Genomic DNA, 17,620 nt, shown 5'->3' on the forward strand with positions numbered 1-17,620 from the left:
CCCCGATGAGTCCTGTTCTTTCCGGTGTGCTCCAGCTCCTCGCCCTCATGGTGGTGCTGGCACTGGTCTACCGCCCGCTGGGCGACTACATGGCCAGGGTCTACTCCTCGGAGAAGCACTACGCTCCCGAGAAGTGGGTCTACAAGGCCATCGGCGCCAACCCGACCGCTGAAATGCGCTGGCCCGCCTACCTGCGCGGTGTCCTGGCCTTCTCCGCGGTGAGCGTCCTCTTCCTCTACGGCCTCCAGCGCCTGCAGGGCTCGCTGCCCGGCTCGCTGGGCTTTGCGTCCATCGACCCCGACCAGGCCTTCAACACGGCCGCGTCCTTCGTCGCCAACACCAACTGGCAGTCGTACTACGGCGAGCAGGCCATGGGCCACGTCGTGCAGACCGGCGGCCTGGCGGTGCAGAACTTCGTCTCGGCGGCGGTCGGCATGGCCGTGGCCGTGGCCCTCGTCCGGGGCTTCGCCCGTTCCCGTACCGGTGAGCTGGGCAACTTCTGGGCCGACCTGGTCCGCGGTGTGGTCCGCATCCTGCTGCCCATCTCGGTGGTCGGCGCGATCATCCTGGTCGCCTGCGGTGCCATCCAGAACTTCGCCGGCATCCACGAGGTCGGCCAGTTCATGGGCGGTACGCAGCAGTGGAACGGCGGCGCGGTGGCCTCGCAGGAGGTCATCAAGGAGCTGGGCACCAACGGTGGCGGTTACTTCAACGCCAACTCCGCCCACCCCTTCGAGAACCCCAACCCGTTCTCGAACCTGTTCGAGATCTTCCTGATCCTGGTCATCCCGTTCTCGCTGACCCGGACCTTCGGCAAGATGGTCGGCAGCGTGAAGCAGGGCTACGCGATCCTCGCGACCATGGCCGTCATCTGGGTCGGCTTCGTCGCGCTGATGATGTGGACCGAGTTCGCGGGCAAGGGCCCGGCCTTCGAGGTCGCGGGCGGGGCGATGGAGGGCAAGGAGACCCGCTTCGGGATCGGCGCGTCGGCGATCTTCTCGGTCTCCACCACGCTGACCTCGACCGGTGCGGTGAACTCCTTCCACTCCTCGTACACCGGTTTCGGCGGCGGTATCCAGCTGCTGGGCATGCAGCTGGGCGAGATCGCGCCCGGCGGTGTCGGCTCCGGCCTCTACGGCATGCTGATCATGGCGATCATCGCGGTGTTCATCGCCGGCCTGATGGTCGGCCGTACGCCCGAATACCTGGGCAAGAAGATCGGCACCCGCGAGATCAAGTTCGCGGCCTGCTACATCCTGATCACCCCGGCGCTGGTGCTCGGCTTCACGGCCGCCGCCATGGCGCTGGACACCCCGGCGAACTCGATGACCAACAGCGGGGCGCACGGCTTCTCCGAGATCCTCTACGCCTACACCTCCGGAGCCAACAACAACGGTTCCGCCTTCGCGGGCCTGAACGCCGACACCCAGTGGTTCAACTCGACCATCGGCATCGCCATGCTGCTGGGCCGCTTCCTGCCCATGGTGTTCGTCCTGGCGCTGGCCGGCTCGCTGGCCGAGCAGAAGCCCGTCCCCGAGACGGCGGGCACGCTGCGCACCGACAAGCCCCTCTACACCGGGCTGCTGGTCGGAACGATCATGATCATCACCGGTCTGACCTACTTCCCGGCGCTGGCGCTGGGTCCGCTTGCCGAAGGGCTGGCGTCATGACCATCGACGTAAAGAAGCAGGACGCCATGTCCACAGCCACCCCCACCCGTGCTCCCCACTCCGACGTTCCCACCGGCCACAAGCCGGAACAGGGGCGCGTCGGCGGCGGCCTGTTCGACCCGAAGCAGCTGGTCAAGTCCTTCCCGGACGCGGTCCGCAAGCTCGACCCGCGCGTGATGATCAAGTCGCCGGTCATGTTCGTGGTCCTCATCGGCTCGGTGGTCACCACGGTGCTGGCGCTGAAGGACCCGGGCGACTGGTTCGGCTGGGCCATCACCGCCTGGCTGTGGCTGACCACGATCTTCGCCAACCTCGCGGAGGCGGTGGCCGAGGGCCGCGGCAAGGCGCAGGCGGACACCCTGCGTAAGGCCAAGACCGACACGGTCGCCCGCCGCCTGGTCGGCGGGGACGAGGAGCGGGTGCCGGGCACCGATCTGAAGATCGGCGACCTGGTGGTCTGCGAGGCCGGCGACATCATCCCCGGCGACGGTGACGTCGTCGAGGGCGTGGCCTCGGTGGACGAGTCGGCGATCACCGGTGAGTCCGCCCCGGTCATCCGCGAGTCGGGCGGCGACCGCTCGGCCGTGACCGGCGGCACCAAGGTCCTCTCCGACCGTATCGTCGTCAAGATCACCACCAAGCCGGGCGAGACCTTCATCGACCGGATGATCAGCCTGGTCGAGGGCGCCGCCCGGCAGAAGACCCCGAACGAGATCGCCCTCAACATCCTGCTGGCGTCCCTCACCATCGTCTTCCTGCTGGCCGTCGTCACCCTCCAGCCCTTCGCCATCTACGCCGGCGCCGAGCAGTCGATGATCGTGCTGACCGCACTGCTGGTCTGCCTGATCCCGACCACCATCGGTGCACTGCTCTCCGCGATCGGCATCGCCGGTATGGACCGCCTGGTCCAGCGCAACGTCCTGGCCATGTCCGGCCGGGCCGTCGAGGCCGCCGGCGACGTCTCCACCCTGCTGCTCGACAAGACCGGCACCATCACCCTCGGCAACCGCCAGGCCGCCGAGTTCGTCCCGGTCAAGGGCACCACCGAGGCCCAGGTCGCGGACGCGGCCCAGCTGTCCTCGCTGGCCGACGAGACCCCCGAGGGCCGCTCCATCGTCGTCCTGGCGAAGGAGAAGTACGGACTGCGCGAGCGCCACCAGGGCGAGCTCGCCCACGCCAGCTGGATCGCCTTCACCGCCCAGACCCGTATGTCGGGCGTGGACGTGGACGGCAAGAAGATCCGCAAGGGCGCGGCCGGCTCGGTCATCGCCTGGGTCACCGAGCAGGGCGGCCAGGTGTCCGAGGACGCCGACGCCCTCGCGAGCCGGATCTCCGAGGCCGGCGGCACTCCGCTGCTGGTAGCGGTGGAGGACGAGGACGGTGCCCGTGTCCTGGGCGTCATCCACCTCAAGGACGTCGTCAAGGAAGGCATGCGCGAGCGGTTCGACGAGCTGCGCCGGATGGGCATCAAGACGGTCATGATCACGGGTGACAACCCGCTGACCGCGCGCGCCATCGCCGAGGAGGCGGGAGTCGACGACTTCCTCGCCGAGGCCACCCCCGAGGACAAGATGGCCCTCATCAAGCGGGAGCAGGCGGGCGGCAAGCTGGTTGCGATGACCGGTGACGGCACCAACGACGCCCCGGCGCTTGCGCAGGCCGACGTCGGCGTGGCGATGAACACGGGCACCTCGGCCGCCAAGGAGGCCGGGAACATGGTGGACCTGGACTCCAACCCCACCAAGCTCATCGAGATCGTGGAGATCGGCAAACAGCTCCTGATCACCCGCGGCGCCCTGACCACCTTCTCCATCGCCAACGACGTCGCGAAGTACTTCGCGATCATCCCGGCCATGTTCGCGGTGGTCTACCCGGGCCTGGACAAGCTCAACATCATGGGCCTGGCCTCCCCGGAGTCGGCGATCCTCTCCGCGGTCATCTTCAACGCGCTGATCATCATCGCGCTGGTGCCGCTGGCGCTGAAGGGCGTGCAGTACCGGCCGACCAGCGCGGACAAGATGCTCCGCCGCAACCTGGGCCTCTACGGTCTCGGCGGCCTGATCGCCCCGTTCATCGGCATCAAGCTCATCGACCTGGTCATCTCCCTCATCCCCGGGCTCGCCTGAATTAGGAACGTGCTGACTCCCATGAACAACTCAGTAGGCAACACAGCGCGGCTGCTCGGCGCGGGCCTGCGGGCCCTGCTCGTCCTGACCCTGGTCTGCGGCGTGCTCTACCCGCTGGCCGTGACCGGAATCGCCCAGGCCCTGTTCAACGACAAGGCCAACGGCTCCGAGATCAAGGACAAGAGCGGGCAGGTCGTCGGCTCCTCCCTGATCGGCCAGACGTACAACCTCCCCAAGCAGAACCCTGACGACCCGGAGGAGGCGGCCAAGCCGGACCTCAAGTGGTTCCAGCCGCGCCCCTCCAACGGCCTCGGCTCCAACAGCGTCAACACCCAGTACTCGCTGATCCTCTCCGGCGCCACCAACCGGGCCGGTGACAACGAGGACCTCATCAAGTGGGTCACCGATGCCAAGGCCGCGGTCGTCGCGGACAACTCCACCGCCACCTACAAGGTCAAGCCGGAGGACGTGCCCGCCGACGCCGTCACCTCCTCCGGTTCCGGCCTCGACCCGCACATCTCGCCCGAGTACGCGAAGCTCCAGGTCAACCGGGTCGCCGAGCAGAACAACCTCGACGTCAAGCAGGTCGAGAAGCTGGTCGCCGACCACACCTCCGGCCGCGTCCTCGGCTTCATGGGCGAGCCCCGCGTGAACGTCCTGGAGCTCAACGTGGCCCTGAAGGCGCTCGCGCGGTGACCAGAGTGCTGGTGGTCGACGACGAGCCGCAACTGGTGAGGGCCCTGGAGATCAACCTGAAGGCGCGCCACTACGAAGTGGATTCCGCGCCGGACGGCACCAGGGCCCTGGCGACCGCCGCCGCCCGTCGGCCGGACGTCGTCCTGCTGGACCTCGGCCTGCCCGACATGGACGGGATCGAGGTCATCCGACGGCTGCGCGGCTGGTCGCGGGTGCCGATCCTGGTGGTCTCGGCCCGGCACAGCAGCGACGAGAAGGTCGAGGCGCTCGACGCGGGCGCCGACGACTACATCACCAAGCCGTTCAGCATGGACGAACTCCTTGCCCGGCTGCGGGCCTCCTCCCGGCGGACCCTGGAGTCCAAGGAAGCGGTCGGTGAGGACGTCATCGTGGAAACCGATGAGTTCACCATCGACCTGCTCGCCAAGAAGGCCAAGCGGCAGGGCAAGGAGGTCCGGCTCACGCCGACCGAATGGCATCTGCTGGAGGTGCTGATCCGCAACCGCGGCCGGCTTGTCACCCAGCGCGGGCTCCTCCAGGAGGTCTGGGGCTCCAGCTACGGCACCCAGACCAACTACCTGCGGGTCTACATGGCCCAGCTCCGGCGCAAACTCGAAGCGGACCCCGCCCACCCCCGGTACCTGATCACCACCCCGGGCATGGGCTACCGGTTCGACGCATAGGAACGGCTTTATCGATGGGACGCGGCAAGCTCCGGATCTACCTCGGCGCGGCGCCCGGTGTGGGCAAGACGTACGCGATGCTCTCCGAGGCGCACCGCCGGGTGGAACGGGGCTCCGATGTCGTCGCCGGCTTCGTCGAGCACCACAACCGCCCGCGCACCGTCGTGATGCTGCACGGTCTGGAACAGGTCCCGCGCCGCGATCTCGACTACCGCGGCACCGTGTTCGCCGAGATGGACGTGGATGCGGTGCTGCGGCGGCGGCCGGCGGTGGCGCTGGTGGACGAGCTGGCCCACACCAACATCCCCGGGTCCCGCAATGCCAAGCGCTGGCAGGACGTGGAGGAGCTCCTCCAGGCCGGTATCGATGTGGTGTCCACGGTCAACATCCAGCACCTGGAATCCCTCGGCGACGTGGTCGAGTCGATAACGGGGGTGCGTCAGCGCGAGACGGTGCCGGACGAGGTGGTGCGGCGGGCGGACCAGATCGAGCTGGTCGACATGTCCCCGCAGGCCCTGCGCCGCCGGATGGCCCACGGCAACATCTACAAGCCCGACCGGGTCGACGCCGCCCTGTCCAACTACTTCCGGCCCGGCAACCTCACCGCGCTGCGCGAGCTGGCCCTGCTGTGGACCGCCGACCGGGTCGACGAGTACCTGCGCGAGTACCGCGGCGAGCACGACATCCGCACCACCTGGCAGGCCCGCGAACGCATCGTGGTCGGCCTGACCGGCGGCCCCGAGGGCCGCACCCTGATCCGGCGGGCCGCCCGGCTGGCCGAGAAGGGCGCCGGCGGCGAACTCCTGGCCGTCTACATCTCCCGCAGCGACGGCCTCTCCTCCGCCTCCCCCAAGGAACTCGCCGTCCAGCGCACCCTGGTCGAAGACCTCGGCGGCAGCTTCCACCACGTCATCGGCGACGACGTCCCCAGCGCCCTCCTGGAGTTCGCCCGCGGAGTCAACGCCACCCAGATCGTGCTGGGTTCCAGCCGCCGCAAGAGCTGGCAGTACGTTCTCGGGCCCGGCGTCGGTGCCACCGTCGCCCGCGAATCCGGGTCCGACCTCGACGTCCACATCGTCACCCACGACGAGGCGGCCAAGGGCCGCGGGCTGCCGGTGGCCCGCGGAGCTCGCCTGGGCCGCTCCCGGATCCTGGCCGGCTGGCTGGTCGGGGTCCTCGGACCCGCCGTCCTCACCCTCCTCCTGACCAGCCTGGAGCCGGGGCCGGGGCTCGCCAACGACGTCCTGCTCTTCCTCGGCCTCACCGTCGCCGCCGCCCTGCTCGGCGGGCTGCGCCCGGCGCTCGCCGGCGCGGCCGTCGGCTCCTTGCTCCTGAACTACTACTTCACCCCACCCCTCCACACCCTCACCATCTCCGACCCCGAGAACATCGTCGCGATCTCGGTGTTCTTCGCGGTGGCGGTGTCGGTGGCCTCGGTGGTGGACCTGGCCGCCCGCCGCACCCACCAGGCGGCCCGGCTGCGCGCCGAGTCCGAGATCCTCACCCTGCTCGCCGGCAGCCTGCTGCGCGGCGAAACCACCCTCGACGCACTGCTGGAACGCGTTCGGGAGACCTTCGCCATGGAATCCGTGGCCCTGCTCGAGCGCGGCAGCGAGGTCGAACCGTGGATCTCCTCCGGCAGCGTCGGCCCCGACCCGGCCGAACGCCCCGAGGACGCGGACGTGGACATGCCCATCGGCGACCATATGGCGTTGGCCCTGACCGGCCGGGTCCTGCCGGCCGAGGACCGCCGCGTCCTCGGCGCCTTCGCCGCCCAGGCCATGGCGCTGCTCGACCGGCAGCGACTGGTCGGCGAGGCCCAGGAGGCCCGCAGTCTCGCCGAGGGCAACAAGATCCGTACGGCCCTGCTGGCCGCGGTCAGCCACGACCTGCGCACCCCGCTGGCCGGTATCAAGGCCTCCGTCAGCTCGCTCCGCTCCGATGACGTCGACTGGTCCGAAGAGGACCGCGCCGAACTGCTGGCCGGCATCGAAGCGGGCGCGGACCGGCTGGGGAACCTGGTGGACAACCTGCTCGACATGTCCCGCCTCCAGACGGGCACGGTCACCCCGGTGCTCCGCGAGATCGACCTGGACGAGGTCGTCCCGATGGCCCTGGGCGGCGTACCGGAAGGCAGCGTGGACCTGGACATCCCGGAGGACCTGCCCATGGTCACGGTGGACCCCGGCCTGCTGGAGCGGACGGTGGCCAACATCGTGGAGAACGCGGTCAAGTACAGCCCGGAGGACACCCCCGTCCTGGTCGCGGCCAGCGCCCTGCGGGACCGGGTCGAGCTCCGTGTGGTCGACCGCGGGCCCGGGGTCCCGGACGAGGCGAAGGAACGTATCTTCGCGCCGTTCCAGCGCCACGGCGACGCCCCCCGGGGCGCCGGAGTCGGCCTCGGCCTGGCCGTGGCCCGGGGTTTCGCCGAAGCCATCGGCGCCACCCTCACCGCCGAGGACACCCCGGGCGGCGGCCTCACCATGGTCCTCACCCTCACCCCGGTCCCGGCCGCGGACCGCCCACCGGAGGTCAGTGACCTGCGGAGAGCTCGCCGCTGAGCGTCCGGTGGAGCCGGGCGCTGGGCTCGTTCAGCCCGGTGATCTCCACGCTCTTGCCGCGTTGCGCGTACTTCTCCTGGACGGAGTCCAGGGCCGCGACGGAAGAGGCGTCCCAGATGTGGGCCGCCGACAGGTCGATCACGACCCTGTCCGGGTCCCCCGCATAGTCGAACCGCCCGGCCAGCTCGTTCGACGAGGCGAAGAACAGCTCCCCGCTCACGGAGTAGACGACCCGGGTCCCGTCCGGGTCGGTCACGGCGGTGACGCGGGCACGGTGCGCCACCCGCCGGGCGAAGACGGCCATCGCCGTCAGGGAGCCGGCGATGACTCCGACAGCCAGGTTGTGGGTCGCCACCACACACACCACGGTGATCACCATGACGGCGGTCTCCCCGGCCGGCATCCGCTTCCAGGTGCGCGGCGCGACCGAGTGCCAGTCGAAGGTCGCGAAGCAGACCATCACCATCACGGCGACCAGCGCGGCCATCGGAATCTCCGAGACCACCGGCCCGCACACGATGCACAGCACCATCAGGAACACACCGGAGAGGAACGTCGACAGCCGGGTACGGGCCCGGGAAACCTTCACGTTGACCATCGTCTGGCCGATCATCGCGCAGCCGCCCATGCCGCCGAAGAACCCGGTGACGATGTTCGCGATGCCCTGGCCCACCGACTCGCGCGTCTTGCAGGACCGGGTATCGGTGATCTCGTCGACGAGCTTCGCGGTCATCAGCGACTCCATCAGCCCGACCAGCGCCATGGCGAAGGCGTACGGCGCGATCGTCGCCAGCGTGTCCACGGTGAACGGCACGTCCGGGAGCCCGGGAACCGGCAGCGCCGACGGCAGCTCCCCCTTGTCGCCGACGGTCGGCACCGCGATCCCGGCGGCGACGGTGACGGTGGTGAGGACGACGATCGACACCAGCGGCGCGGGGACGACGGCGGTGACCTTGGGGAAGAAAACCATCAGCCCCAGCCCGGCCACGAAGAGCGGGTACACGGCCCACGGCACGCCCGCCAGCTCCCGCACCTGCGCCATGAACACCAGGACGGCGAGGGAGTTGACGAAGCCGACCATGACCGAGCGCGGCACGAAACGCAGCAGCCGGGCCAGCCCGAGCGCGCCGAGCAGAATCTGGAAGACCCCGGCCAGGATGACGGCCGCCACCAGGTAGCCGAAGCCGTGCTCCCGGTTCAGCGGTGCGATGACCAGCGCCACCGCCCCGGTCGCGGCGGAGATCATGGCCGGTCGGCCACCGACGACCGCGATCGTCACGGCCATGGTGAACGAGGCGAACAGCCCGATCGCCGGATCCACCCCCGCGATGATCGAGAACGAGATGGCCTCGGGTATCAGCGCCAACGCCACCACGAGCCCACCGAGCACCTCGGTCCGCAGCACCTTCGGCGCGAGCCAGGACGGACGGCGAGGAGCACGCGGCCACGGCAACGCGCGGAGCGCGGAGGAGGAGGGCATGGCGGAGCGGACCTGTCCTGTCGGGGGCGCAAAGAACGACCGGAGACGCAGGAAGGGCCTGACGTACGGAGCCGGGGAGGCGAAATTTTATCCTACGACCCCTGCACCGGCAGATCGCGCGGCCTCCCCAACGCCTGCCCCCAGGTGCCCGAACGGTGTAATCCTCACACCGGCCTCTTTGATCACAAGAGAGCTCCGGAGGAGTTCCGCCTTCTGAAGGAACACTCCACAGGAAGGGCAACGGACATGGCCGGCCAACTCGCCGTACGCGTCACGACAGCCATCGCCGCAGCAGTTGCGCTCGCGCTCTTACCCCCAGCGCAGGCGCATGCCGGCGCCATCGGCTCCACCCCGGTGGCCACCTTCGACTACCAGGTCGGGGGCGTCACCATGAAGGTCCCCACAGGCTGCATGTTCACCCACATCATCCGGGGCGAGGGAAAGAAGATCACCTACCAGAACGCCGGAGTCGACTGCGGGTTCGTCGGAGCCCTCAACGCGGGCTTCTGTAACTGGCGCATCGACTTCACATACGCCGACACGAGCAACAGGACCTACAAGACCTCGCGCGGCAAGACCCACACCGAGTGCAAGATCAATCCCATGCGGGACAACGCGCCCCAGGCGCTTCCCCACTACGGCAAAGCGTGCGCCAACCTCAACGTCAATGGCGTCCGCCGGGTCAGCCAGTGCCACCACATCACGAAGTGAGCAGCGCATGACCACGCATCCCACACCGGAAGACTCGGCTCAGGACGGCAAGCGTCGCCGCGGCGGCATTTTCGCCTTCTTCGTCGGAGCAGCCGTATCCCTGGCCTTCTTCGCGTTCTTCCCCGGCCTGCCCCACGTCATCGACTGGGGCGCGATTCTCGTGTCGCTGGCCGTCGGTGTGCTCGCGCGCTTGGCTTACCGTGCTTGGGTCGCGACGAGCGGCCCGCCTTCACCATGATCGCTCCCTGCGGAAGCAGCCGACTGCGAGGGGCTCGCCGGTGGACCGTGTGAGCCCCAGTGGGAGCACTGCGGCTGCACAACGCAACACCCGGCAGGAGGGGCGGGAAGCGAAGCAGCGCAATGGGGCTTGTCCGCGCGAAGAGGTCTTCAGGCAGGTTGGTCACCCAGAGAGAGCCGGTGCAGGCTTTCCTGCACTGACCAGTCCGAACCCGTAGCCGCTCAGTTGGTCACTCAACGGAAACAGGTCAGGCACCTACCAAAATTGGTAGGTGCCTGACCTGGTCTTACGAAGTCGGGGTGGCGGGATTTGAACCCACGACCTCTTCGTCCCGAACGAAGCGCGCTGCCAAGCTGCGCTACACCCCGATCGCCACCTTGACAGGCTCGCTGTCCTGGCGACATCGATTACTCTAGCGGACCCTCGCCCGTAGACGAAATCCGGTTTCGGTGCGCGCCTAGGCTGGCGGCGTCAGGGTGAGCAGGGTCGCCTCCGGGGGGCAGGCGAAGCGGACCGGGGTGAAGCGGTTGGTGCCGCAGCCGGCCGAGACGTGCAGGTAGGACCGGTTTCCGCCGGCCTCGTGGGTGGAGAGGCCCTTCACCCGGTCCGTGTCCAGGTCGCAGTTGGTGACCAGGGCGCCGTAGAAGGGGATGCACAGCTGACCGCCGTGCGTGTGGCCCGCCAGGATCAGCGGGTAGCCGTCCGCCGTGAACGACTCCAGGCTCCGCAGGTACGGCGCGTGCACCACGGCCATGGAGAAGTCCGCGTCCGGCTCCGGTCCGCCCGCCACCTGCTCGTACCGGTCTCGCTTGATGTGCGGGTCGTCGAGCCCGGTGAAGGCCAGCTCCAGGTCCTGCAGCTTGAGCCGGCCCCGGGTGTTGGTGAGGTTCAGCCAGCCTGCCTCGTCGAAGGCGTCCCGCAGCTCCTCCCACCGGTTGTGGACGGCTCCGACCACCGGCTTGTTGCCGTTCAGGCCGTGCCGGCCCTGCACCTTCTCCAGCAGGTAGAGCGCGGGGTTGCGCAGCCGCGGGCCGTAGTAGTCGTTCGAGCCGAACACGTACACACCGGGGAAGGCCATCAGCGGGCCGAGCGCATCGAGCACGTCGGGGATGCCCTCGGTGTCGGAAAGGTTGTCACCGGTGTTGACCACGAAGTCCGGACGGAGTCCGGCCAGGGACTGCAGCCAGGCGCGCTTCTTGTGCTGGCCGCGCACCATGTGGATGTCCGAGACCTGCAGGACCCGCAGAGGACGCATCCCGCGCGGCAGGACGGGCACGGTCACCCGGCGCAGCCGGAAGGACCTGGCCTCGAAGCCGGCGGCGTAGGCCACTCCGGCCGCCCCGACCGCCGCGATGCCGGCGGTGATCTTCAGGGGAACTCCGTAACGCGCGCGCATGGGGACATCGTCGCAGATGGCGGGGATGCGTAAAACGAGTGGGCGGCACCGGGGGGCCACCTGGCAGACTCGAACCATGACCACGCTCAAGGCCAAGCTGCAGGACGACCTCACCACCGCCATCAAGGCGCGGGACGAGCTGCGCTCGTCCACCCTCCGCCTCACCCTCTCCGCGATCACCAACGAGGAGGTCGCCGGCAAGACCGCCCGCGAGCTCTCCGACGCGGAGGTGCTCAAGGTGATCGCCAAGGAGGCGAAGAAGCGCCGCGAGGCCGCCGACGCCTTCGCCAAGGGTGGTCGTCCCGAGCAGGCGGAGCGGGAGCTCGCCGAGGGCCGGGTCCTGGACGAGTACCTGCCGAAGCAGCTCACCGACGAGGAGCTGCGGGAGATCGTGGCCCAGGCCGTCGAGGAGGCCAAGGCGGCGGGGGCCGAGGGGCCGCGCGCCATGGGTGCCGTCATGAAGATCGTGAACCCGAAGGTGGCCGGGCTGGCCGAGGGCGGGCGGGTCGCCGCCGCCGTCAAGGAGCTGCTCGCCTAGCCGGGAGGCAAAGAATCAAAGGGGAGGGCCCCGGCCGTGTGGCCGGGGCCCTCCCTCTTTGGTTGCTCAGCTCTATGTGCTCAGCGCGGGCCGCCGGTGCCGTTGTTCGGGCCGCCGATGACGCCGGGGAGCCCGGGGAACGGGTTGCCGCCCGTGCCGCCCGCGCCACCGGTACCGCCTGCTCCGCCCGGGTTCCCGGTGCTGCCGCCCGGCCGGCCGCCGCCCTGCCCGCCGTCCGCGCCGGTGCTCGTTCCGGCCGCCGCCCCGCCCGGCCGGCCGTCGCCGGGCTTGCCGTCACCCGGCCGGTTGGGCCGGTTGGGCCGGTTGGGGTTGCCGCGCCCGCCGGGGGCCGGTACCGAGGTCTCCGGAGGCAGGCCCACCGTGACGAAGTTGTCCGCCGACCGGCCGGCCAGTGCGCCCGAGACCGCCTGCTTCCAGATCGGACCGGGCAGACCGCCGCCGAAGACCTTGTCGTAGTACTGGCCGCCGATGGTGATCCGCTCCATCGAGACCTGCTTGGAGCCGCCCGAGCCGACCCAGGTGGCACCCGCCAGGTTCGGCGTGTACCCGACGAACCAGGCGTTGTAGCGCTCGTCCGTGGTACCCGTCTTGCCCGCGCTCTGCCGGTCGGTCAGGCCCGACTGCCGGCCGGTGCCGGAGTCGACCACGCCGAGCAGCAGGGTGTTGATGGTGTCCGCGGTGCTCTCCGACATCACCGACTCGCACTTGGTCTTCGGTACCTGGAGCGCCTTGCCGTGCGAGTCGGTGATCGACTCGATGGCGACCGGCGTGCAGTAGGTACCGCGGTTGGCGAAGGCGGCGTAGGCGTTGGCCATGGTGAGCGGGGACATGCCCTCGGTGCCCAGCGAGATCGCGGGGACCTGCTTGAGCTTGGTGCCGTCCGCCGGGATGACCCTGAGCTTGTTGGTCATCTCGGTCAGCGGGCACAGGCCCATCTCGCTGATCATCTCGACGAAGTACGTGTTGACCGACAGCGCCATGGCTTCCCGCATGGCGTACGGGCCGACCTCGGACTCGGTCTCGTTCTCCACCTTGTCCTTGGGCCTGCCGGTGTTCACCCACGGCTTGTCGCCGCAGGTCTGCACCGGGCTCGGGTACTCCATCTGGAACGGGGAGGCATAGGTCTTCGACGGCTGGATGCCCCGCTCGATGGCGGCGGCGGCCACGAACGGCTTGAAGGTCGAGCCCGTCGGGAAGCCGTAGTTCGACCCGCCCATCCGCTTGTCCACGGAGAAGTTGATCTGGGTTTCGTTCTTCCCGAAGCCGTACGGCTTGGACTGGCCCATGGCCATGACCCGGCCGGTGCCCGGCTGGACCAGGGTCACCGCCGTCGCGACCTTGTCGTCCTGATCGACATGGTCCTTGATCGACTCGTTGACCGAGTCCTGGGACTGCGGGTCCAGCGTGGTGCGGATGGTCAGGCCGCCCTGGTTCCACACCTTGGCCCGGTCCTCCCGGTTCGCGCCGAACACCGGGTCGGACAGGAAGGTGTTGCGGACGTAGTCACAGAAGAAGCCGGCGCCCTTGACGGCGGTGATGCAGCCGTTGCGCGGCCTGGTCACCTTCAGCTGGACCGGCTTGGCCTTGGCGGCGTCCGCCTCGGCCTGTGAGATGTCCCTGACGTCGGCCATCCGCTGGAGCACCACGTTCCGGCGGTTCATCGCCTCGGTGGAGTCGTTCACCGGGTCGTACCGGCTGGGCGACTGCACCAGGCCGGCCAGCAGTGCCGACTGCTCCAGCGTCAGGTCCTTGGCGGGCTTGCTGAAGTAGCGCTGCGCCGCGGACTCGATCCCGTACGCCTGCTGGCCGAAGTACGTGATGTTGAGGTAGTTCTCGAGGATCTTCTTCTTCCCGAGTTCTTCCTCGACCTGGATCGCGTACTTCAGCTCGCGGATCTTGCGGCCCAGGCTCTTCTGCTGGGCTTCCCGCACCTTGGTCGTGTCGTCGCCGGCCTCTTCGACGAATACGTTCTTCACGTACTGCTGGGTCAGCGTGGAGGCGCCCTGTGCTGCGCCGCCCTCCTGCGCGTTCCGGTTGACCGCGCGCAGGATGCCCTTGAGGTCCACCGCGCCGTGCTCGTAGAAACGCGAGTCCTCGATCGCGACGATCGCCTTCTGCATGTACGGAGAGATGGCGGTGAGCGGGACCACCTGCCGGTCGCGTGAGTAGACGGTGGCGATCAGGCCACCCTCGGCGTCCAGGATCGTGGTGCGCTGACTCAGCGGCGGGGTCTTGAGATTGGCCGGGATCTCGTCGAATCCCTCGACGGTTCCCTTTGCGGCGAGACCCAGGGCGCCCGCGCCCGGGATTGCGATGCCGGCGAGGACAAGTCCGGAGAGAACGGACACTCCGAGGAACTTGGCGGCCTGCTGACTCCTCGAGAGCCCTCCGCCCGAGCGCTTCTTTGCCATGGAGGCAGCCTACGTTCTCATTCGCCGGACACGCGCGAATGCCTTGGCCTAAGCTGCTCTCAACTGTCACAGCAGTGTGGTGCCACATCAACCCCTCGGCTTGATTTTCACCCTTCCCGAATGGGGTGGACTGATGTCCGAATCTCGCGCCTCCCTCTGTTGGCCCTCTGGCGATTGCACCCGAATTGCCGGAATGGTCGGGCATGTCGCTCGATCACTCCGTCGGGTGATCTGCCGCTTACCCATAGTCCGTTCGGACCATTCAAGATTGGGCCCGTCGGGGGTGTTGCACTGTGTCCACCTTCCGTAACGTCCTCAACTGGCAGCGGTGAATATGCCGCTGCCGCCGTGGGGGAGCCTCGATTCGGGAGAGGACGGCGCCGGCATGGGCTGGGTTACCGACTGGAGTGCGCAGGCAGCCTGCCGCACTACCGATCCGGATGAACTGTTCGTTCAAGGAGCGGCACAGAACAGGGCCAAGGCGGTGTGCACCGGATGCCCGGTGCGGACCGAATGCCTGGCCGACGCGCTCGACAATCGCGTCGAGTTCGGCGTGTGGGGCGGCATGACCGAGCGGGAACGGCGCGCGCTGCTGCGCAGGCGTCCCACCGTCACCTCCTGGCGACGGCTGCTCGAAACCGCCCGTACGGAGTACGAGCGCAGCACCGGCATCCTGACCGTGGATGTCGACGCGGACATCGACGTTCCGTACGAGACCTACGCCGCGGCCGGGTAGCGCCGCGGCCGGCCACACGTACGGCACACGTACGCCTATCGACCCCCGGCAGGCCGAGATCCGGCAGCCGCGAGTCGTTCACCGATGGCCCGCAGCCCGGCGAGGTCGTGCACATCGCCGGGCAGGGCGGCCACTTCGGCCACCGCCACATCGGGATGCAGCGAGGCGAAGCGGTCCCGCGTGCGCTGCTCGCGCGCGATCACCTGCATCCGCTCCGCGTGCAGGCGCAACAGCCCCGCGGTGATGTCGTCCACAGTGAGCTCGTTCGCGTCAGGGGGAGTGTCGGCGTCGGAGTCACGCAGTCCAGCTTTCCCGGACTCCTGATCGACAATGCCGCCTTCCTCAAGATTCTCCGCAGCCGCCAGTGCCCGTTCGGCGGAGAGCTGTCCGGCACCGCTGCCGTGCACCCGGTTCAGCACCAGCCCGGCCAGCGGCATCCGCTCCTCGGCCAGCCGTTCGACGAAGTACGCCGCCTCGCGCAGGGCGTCCGGCTCGGGGGCCGCGACCACCAGGAAGGCCGTCCCCGGCGCCTGCAGCAGCCGGTACGTGGCATCCGCGCGGGTCCGGAACCCGCCGAACATGGTGTCCATCGCGGCCACGAAGGTCTGTACGTCCTTCAGCAGCGAGGCGCCCATCAGCTTGCTGAGCGTGCCGGTCATCAGCGACAGGCCGGCCATGCCGAGGTTCACGAACTTCATCCCGGCCCGGCCGCCCACCTTCGCCGGTGCCATCAGCACCCGGATGAACTTCCCGTCCAGGAAGGACCCCAGGCGCTTCGGCGCGTCCAGGAAGTCCAGGGCCGACCGGCTCGGCGGGGTGTCCACCACGATCAGGTCCCAGTCGTCCCGGGCGCGCAGCTGACCCAGTTTCTCCATGGCCATGTATTCCTGCGTGCCCGCGAACCCGGCGGACAGGGACTGGTAGAAGGGGTTCTCCAGGATCGCCCGGGCCCGGTCGGCGTCCGCGTGCGCCTCGACGATCTCGTCGAAGGTCCGCTTCATGTCGAGCATCATGGCGTGCAGTTCCCCGCCGCCGGCGTCCCCGCCCTCTGCACCGCCGCCGGAGCCCACCCCGTCGACCCTCCGCGGGGTGTTGTCCAGTTCGTCGATCCCCATCGACTGGGCCAGCCTGCGCGCCGGGTCGATGGTCAGCACCACCACCCGCCGGCCCCGCTCGGCCGCCCGCACCCCCAGGGCCGCCGCGGTGGTCGTCTTGCCCACCCCGCCGGCCCCGCAGCACACCACGATCCGCGTCTTCGGATCGTCCAGCAGCGCGTCCACCGCAAGCTCCGGCGGAGCGTCCATGCCCGTCCCCGCGACCTCGGTCGTCATTCTTCTCCCGCCTGCTTGTGCAGCTCAGTCGCCAGCTCGTACAGCCCGGCCAGGTCCATGCCCGTGCCGAGCAGCGGCAGTTCGTACGTCGGGACGTCGAGTCCGGCCAGGACCCGGCGCTGTTCGCGCTCCAGCCCCACCCGCTCGGCGTGTTCCACGGCCTGTTCCAGCAGCGGTTCCACCAGTTGCTCGGCCGGTCCGCCGCGGCGGGCCCCGCCCAGCCCCGCCCGGGACAGTGCCGCGGCCACCTCGGCCCGGTGCTCCCCGGCCGCGGCCCGCAGGGCCTCCTCGTCCAGGTGGTGGGGGCGCACCATGTTGACGACCACCCGGCCCACCGGAAGCCCGGCTTCCAGGAGTTCCGCAATGCCGTCGGCCGTCTCCTGGACCGGCATCTCCTCCAGCAGGGTCACCAGGTGCACCGCCGTCTCGGGGGACTTGAGCACCCCCATCACCGCCTGCGCCTGGTTGTGGATCGGCCCGAACCGGGCCAGCCCCGCCACCTCGTCGTTGACGTTCAGGAACCGGGTGATCCGTCCGGTCGGCGGCGCGTCCATCACCACGTGGTCGTAGACGAACCGGCCCGACTTGTCCTTCCGCCGGACCGCCTCACAGGCCTTGCCGGTCAGCAGTACGTCCCGCAGACCCGGCGCGATGGTGGTGGCGAAGTCGATCGCACCCAGCTTCTTCAGCGCCCGCCCGGCCGACCCGAGCTTGTAGAACATCTGCAGGTAGTCCAGCAGCGCCCGCTCCGCGTCGATCGCCAGTGCATGGACCTCCCCGCCGCCCGGCACCACGGCGATCTTCCGCTCCTCGTACGGGAGCGCCTCCGCCCCGAAGAGCTGCGCGATGCCCTGCCTGCCCTCCACCTCCACCAGAAGTGTCCGCCTGCCCTCGCGCGCGAGGGCCAGCGCGAGTGCCGCGGCGACCGTGGTCTTCCCGGTTCCGCCCTTGCCGCTGACCACCTGGAGCCTGCTCACAACCGACGAGCCTAATTCCTCCGCCCCCGCTCCGGTCGGGCCGGG

Annotated in this window: 14 protein-coding genes and 1 tRNA gene; 9 read left to right on the plus strand and 6 right to left on the minus strand. The window is 69.3% G+C overall.

Annotated elements, in window-relative coordinates:
- The first annotated feature begins 5 nt into the window (after nucleotides 1-5).
- From kdpA to DEJ50_RS17740, 5 genes are read left to right on the plus strand one after another with little or no spacing between them, the layout of a single operon-like run.
- Nucleotides 6-1,670 (plus strand): potassium-transporting ATPase subunit KdpA, encoded by a 1,665-nt coding sequence (gene kdpA / locus DEJ50_RS17720; protein WP_150208952.1) that lies wholly within the window; start codon nucleotides 6-8, stop codon nucleotides 1,668-1,670.
- Complete coding sequence (gene kdpB, locus DEJ50_RS17725; protein ID WP_150208953.1) at nucleotides 1,667-3,796, plus strand: potassium-transporting ATPase subunit KdpB; 2,130 nt, start codon at nucleotides 1,667-1,669, stop codon at nucleotides 3,794-3,796. The genes kdpA and kdpB overlap by 4 nt, the downstream gene beginning before the upstream one ends.
- A gap of 21 nt (nucleotides 3,797-3,817) precedes the next feature.
- Nucleotides 3,818-4,492 (plus strand): potassium-transporting ATPase subunit C, encoded by a 675-nt coding sequence (locus DEJ50_RS17730; protein WP_150208954.1) that lies wholly within the window; start codon nucleotides 3,818-3,820, stop codon nucleotides 4,490-4,492.
- Nucleotides 4,489-5,175, plus strand: a complete 687-nt coding sequence (locus DEJ50_RS17735; protein WP_150208955.1) for a response regulator — start codon at nucleotides 4,489-4,491, stop codon at nucleotides 5,173-5,175. Before DEJ50_RS17730 ends, DEJ50_RS17735 begins: the two co-directional genes overlap by 4 nt.
- A gap of 14 nt (nucleotides 5,176-5,189) precedes the next feature.
- A complete protein-coding gene (locus DEJ50_RS17740; protein WP_150208956.1) occupies nucleotides 5,190-7,736 on the plus strand; it encodes a sensor histidine kinase in 2,547 nt (848 codons plus the stop codon).
- On the opposite strand, the gene DEJ50_RS17745 is transcribed toward DEJ50_RS17740, so the two are convergent.
- The gene (locus DEJ50_RS17745; protein ID WP_150208957.1) at nucleotides 7,708-9,216 is read right to left on the minus strand and encodes a SulP family inorganic anion transporter; all 1,509 of its coding nucleotides are present in this window, start codon (nucleotides 9,214-9,216) and stop codon (nucleotides 7,708-7,710) included. The genes DEJ50_RS17740 and DEJ50_RS17745 overlap by 29 nt on opposite strands.
- A 246-nt stretch (nucleotides 9,217-9,462) precedes the next feature.
- Between DEJ50_RS17745 and DEJ50_RS17750 the strand changes: the two genes are divergently transcribed.
- Nucleotides 9,463-9,927 carry a hypothetical protein gene (locus DEJ50_RS17750; RefSeq protein ID WP_223837798.1) on the plus strand — a complete coding sequence of 155 codons (465 nt, stop codon included), beginning with the start codon at nucleotides 9,463-9,465 and terminating at the stop codon, nucleotides 9,925-9,927.
- 7 nt (nucleotides 9,928-9,934) lie between these two features.
- Nucleotides 9,935-10,165 (plus strand): hypothetical protein, encoded by a 231-nt coding sequence (locus DEJ50_RS17755; protein ID WP_150208958.1) that lies wholly within the window; start codon nucleotides 9,935-9,937, stop codon nucleotides 10,163-10,165.
- A 294-nt stretch (nucleotides 10,166-10,459) separates the two neighbouring features.
- Here DEJ50_RS17755 and DEJ50_RS17760 read toward each other — a convergent pair.
- Both DEJ50_RS17760 and DEJ50_RS17765 read right to left on the minus strand, forming a co-directional pair.
- Nucleotides 10,460-10,533, minus strand: a tRNA-Pro gene (locus tag DEJ50_RS17760).
- A gap of 89 nt (nucleotides 10,534-10,622) precedes the next feature.
- Nucleotides 10,623-11,561: a metallophosphoesterase gene (locus DEJ50_RS17765; RefSeq protein WP_150208959.1), complete on the minus strand. Its 939-nt coding sequence runs from the start codon at nucleotides 11,559-11,561 to the stop codon at nucleotides 10,623-10,625.
- A gap of 76 nt (nucleotides 11,562-11,637) precedes the next feature.
- Between DEJ50_RS17765 and DEJ50_RS17770 the strand changes: the two genes are divergently transcribed.
- A complete protein-coding gene (locus DEJ50_RS17770) occupies nucleotides 11,638-12,099 on the plus strand; it encodes a GatB/YqeY domain-containing protein (RefSeq protein WP_150208960.1) in 462 nt (153 codons plus the stop codon).
- 80 nt (nucleotides 12,100-12,179) lie between these two features.
- On the opposite strand, the gene DEJ50_RS17775 is transcribed toward DEJ50_RS17770, so the two are convergent.
- Entirely contained in the window at nucleotides 12,180-14,531 is a 2,352-nt protein-coding gene (locus DEJ50_RS17775) for a transglycosylase domain-containing protein (protein WP_150208961.1), read from the minus strand.
- A gap of 385 nt (nucleotides 14,532-14,916) precedes the next feature.
- On the opposite strand from DEJ50_RS17775, the gene DEJ50_RS17785 reads away from it, so the two are divergent.
- Nucleotides 14,917-15,267, plus strand: coding sequence for a WhiB family transcriptional regulator (locus tag DEJ50_RS17785; RefSeq protein WP_190344979.1), 351 nt, complete (start codon nucleotides 14,917-14,919; stop codon nucleotides 15,265-15,267).
- 35 nt (nucleotides 15,268-15,302) lie between these two features.
- On the opposite strand, the gene DEJ50_RS17790 is transcribed toward DEJ50_RS17785, so the two are convergent.
- Entirely contained in the window at nucleotides 15,303-16,598 is a 1,296-nt protein-coding gene (locus DEJ50_RS17790) for an ArsA family ATPase (protein ID WP_150208962.1), read from the minus strand.
- Entirely contained in the window at nucleotides 16,595-17,575 is a 981-nt protein-coding gene (locus DEJ50_RS17795; protein WP_150208963.1) for an ArsA family ATPase, read from the minus strand. The genes DEJ50_RS17790 and DEJ50_RS17795 overlap by 4 nt, the downstream gene beginning before the upstream one ends.
- Nucleotides 17,576-17,620 lie beyond the last annotated feature (45 nt).

This window comes from Streptomyces venezuelae, from assembly GCF_008642295.1.
GTDB classification, from domain to species: Bacteria; Actinomycetota; Actinomycetes; order Streptomycetales; family Streptomycetaceae; genus Streptomyces; species Streptomyces venezuelae_C.

Coding starts and splice junctions, on each gene's coding strand:
- kdpB (WP_150208953.1), top strand. CDS start 1,667: ATGACCATCGACGTAAAGAAGCAGGACGCCATGTCCACAGCCACCCCC.
- DEJ50_RS17755 (WP_150208958.1), top strand. CDS start 9,935: ATGACCACGCATCCCACACCGGAAGACTCGGCTCAGGACGGCAAGCGT.
- DEJ50_RS17740 (WP_150208956.1), top strand. CDS start 5,190: ATGGGACGCGGCAAGCTCCGGATCTACCTCGGCGCGGCGCCCGGTGTG.
- DEJ50_RS17745 (WP_150208957.1), bottom strand. CDS start 9,216: ATGCCCTCCTCCTCCGCGCTCCGCGCGTTGCCGTGGCCGCGTGCTCCT.
- kdpA (WP_150208952.1), top strand. CDS start 6: ATGAGTCCTGTTCTTTCCGGTGTGCTCCAGCTCCTCGCCCTCATGGTG.
- DEJ50_RS17730 (WP_150208954.1), top strand. CDS start 3,818: ATGAACAACTCAGTAGGCAACACAGCGCGGCTGCTCGGCGCGGGCCTG.
- DEJ50_RS17765 (WP_150208959.1), bottom strand. CDS start 11,561: ATGCGCGCGCGTTACGGAGTTCCCCTGAAGATCACCGCCGGCATCGCG.
- DEJ50_RS17775 (WP_150208961.1), bottom strand. CDS start 14,531: ATGGCAAAGAAGCGCTCGGGCGGAGGGCTCTCGAGGAGTCAGCAGGCC.
- DEJ50_RS17785 (WP_190344979.1), top strand. CDS start 14,917: ATGGGCTGGGTTACCGACTGGAGTGCGCAGGCAGCCTGCCGCACTACC.
- DEJ50_RS17790 (WP_150208962.1), bottom strand. CDS start 16,598: ATGACGACCGAGGTCGCGGGGACGGGCATGGACGCTCCGCCGGAGCTT.
- DEJ50_RS17750 (WP_223837798.1), top strand. CDS start 9,463: ATGGCCGGCCAACTCGCCGTACGCGTCACGACAGCCATCGCCGCAGCA.
- DEJ50_RS17770 (WP_150208960.1), top strand. CDS start 11,638: ATGACCACGCTCAAGGCCAAGCTGCAGGACGACCTCACCACCGCCATC.